The sequence below is a fragment of the Planktothrix sp. FACHB-1355 genome, assembly GCF_014748295.1.
Taxonomy (GTDB): domain Bacteria; phylum Cyanobacteriota; class Cyanobacteriia; order Cyanobacteriales; family Aerosakkonemataceae; genus Aerosakkonema; species Aerosakkonema funiforme_A.
In genome coordinates, this window is record NZ_JACJUP010001310.1 from 1 (window position 1) to 1,790 (window position 1,790).

Consider the following 1,790-nt stretch of genomic DNA (forward strand, 5'->3'; position numbering starts at 1 on the left):
AGCAATAGAAATATTGATTGTGCCAGGAAAATAGTTACTTAAGTCCAGACCCCGCTCCTGAAAAAAAGGTTTTTGCATTTCAATCGTACCACTAGGGAAACGAGGGTCTTTAGCTTTGCCTGATGCTACGCCATACCCTTTTTTGACCAAACCTTTAATTTGTACCCAATTTGTCATACTTCGGTTAATTATAGAACTAATTTTCTGCGATGAAACCATGCTCTGAACCCACGCCAAGCTTTATTACGAACAAAAAGCCCAGGACGCAACATTTTGTCAATGATGCGATACTAGCTTGGAGTTGCTCTTAAATTTACTTCGTAAGAACCGCATTTTTCTGAACAGGATTACTTTGACATTGTAACAGTTTTTGTAAAAACAGGGTACATTGAGAACCCTGTTTTTACCGCCTGATATCAGAACTAAATTGGCAGATTAGTAGATGATATAGCAAGCGCTCTCGTAGATTAAGCCATTCGGAACATTGCTGAAACACTTGCCAACAAAGGCTTATTCCTAAGCTGATAGCTGATAGCTGATAGCTGACTGCTGATTGCTATATAAGGCGCTTTTGATAAATATTTACAACGCGGATGCAGCAGGAGCGAGTTCAAGAATAATCGGAGTCACGAGTTCTGATGCTTGCTCCAAACGGTTTTTGATTTGGATTCGTAACCATTCGACACTGGCATTAGAGCCATTTACTCTTTGTGGGATACCGAGTGAGGGGTTAGCTTTCTTGATGGCACTGGCGATTTTTCGGGCTTGTCGAAGATTAATCAACTGAGTATTGATAGTGATTGCTTCAGGTATTAGTCGGTTTGGTTCTAGTGCGGGAGGTTTTTGAGCCAAAGTTTCTGGGTTTTCAACGGTCGAAGAAGAAGAAGATGGGCATGAGATTTCGCTCTTTGCAGTAATTGTTTTGGACTCAGAAGAAGCAGTGAAAACAGTAGATTGGTGATTGCGATTTGTTTCGGTAGGAGTGTAAAAGAAGCAGCAAGCGGTACTGAAGAAAACAATGAATAAGAACGCGGGAAAGAGTGTAGCGTTGAGAGTTTCAATGGTCATTGTTTCAATCTCCTGTGAAGGGATATTCACTGACTTGTTTGTAGCGGATGTCGGTGAATTGTATGGCAATTTTTGCTTGCTCCGCGACGGTAGGAGCGGAATATATCCGATAAGTTTCGTTTTTTTACTTTATTTAAAGCTAATTTAATAAGTACAAGAGTAGAGCATTTTATTTATGTCAAAGCGGATGCCGCCTGTCCATAGACAACAAATGATGAAAGAGAATCGCTCTTGCTTTAATGGGCAAGGGTTTAAGTTCAAAAAATCTGTAAATTTATTACAATCCTTGCCCAGCTTCCTTTATAGACACAACAAGTTGTTATGAAAAAGTTCTAAAACGTGTTTCCAAGCATCAGGAGCCGCCTCTCTGTTGTAGCTTGGGTGCTGCTTTATCCAGGGGTACTTGTCTACAAAGAACCCGGCAAAGAATCCGTGTCCTGCATCGTATCGGAATATCCGATGATTAATTTTATGTTTCTTTAACTCTGCCTCGATTTTCTCGGTTTCCGACTGCGAAACTAATGAATCTCTTGTACCAAAAAACGCATAAATAGTGCCTTTAATTTCCGATGTGCGATTAAGGGTTGGAGTGGATTCACCATAACTAGAAGTGGTAATTCCACCTCCGTAGAACGAAGCTGTTGCTTTGATATCGGGTAACGTTGCTGCTATATAGGCAACATGACCGCCAAAACAGAAGCCAATAGCACCGATGCGATCGG

General features: G+C 40.9%; 2 protein-coding genes. Both read right to left on the reverse strand.

Annotation, left to right across the window (positions count from 1 at the left end; translation table 11 throughout):
- Window positions 1–582 precede the first annotated feature (582 nt).
- A complete protein-coding gene (locus H6S82_RS31870; protein ID WP_190474930.1) occupies window positions 583–1,068 on the reverse strand; it encodes a hypothetical protein in 486 nt (161 codons plus the stop codon).
- 300 nt (window positions 1,069–1,368) lie between these two features.
- Window positions 1,369–1,790 (reverse strand): dienelactone hydrolase family protein (locus H6S82_RS31875; RefSeq protein ID WP_191057396.1); only part of this gene is annotated, 422 nt, incomplete at its 5' end.

Coding starts and splice junctions, on each gene's coding strand:
- H6S82_RS31870 (WP_190474930.1), bottom strand. CDS start 1,068: ATGACCATTGAAACTCTCAACGCTACACTCTTTCCCGCGTTCTTATTC.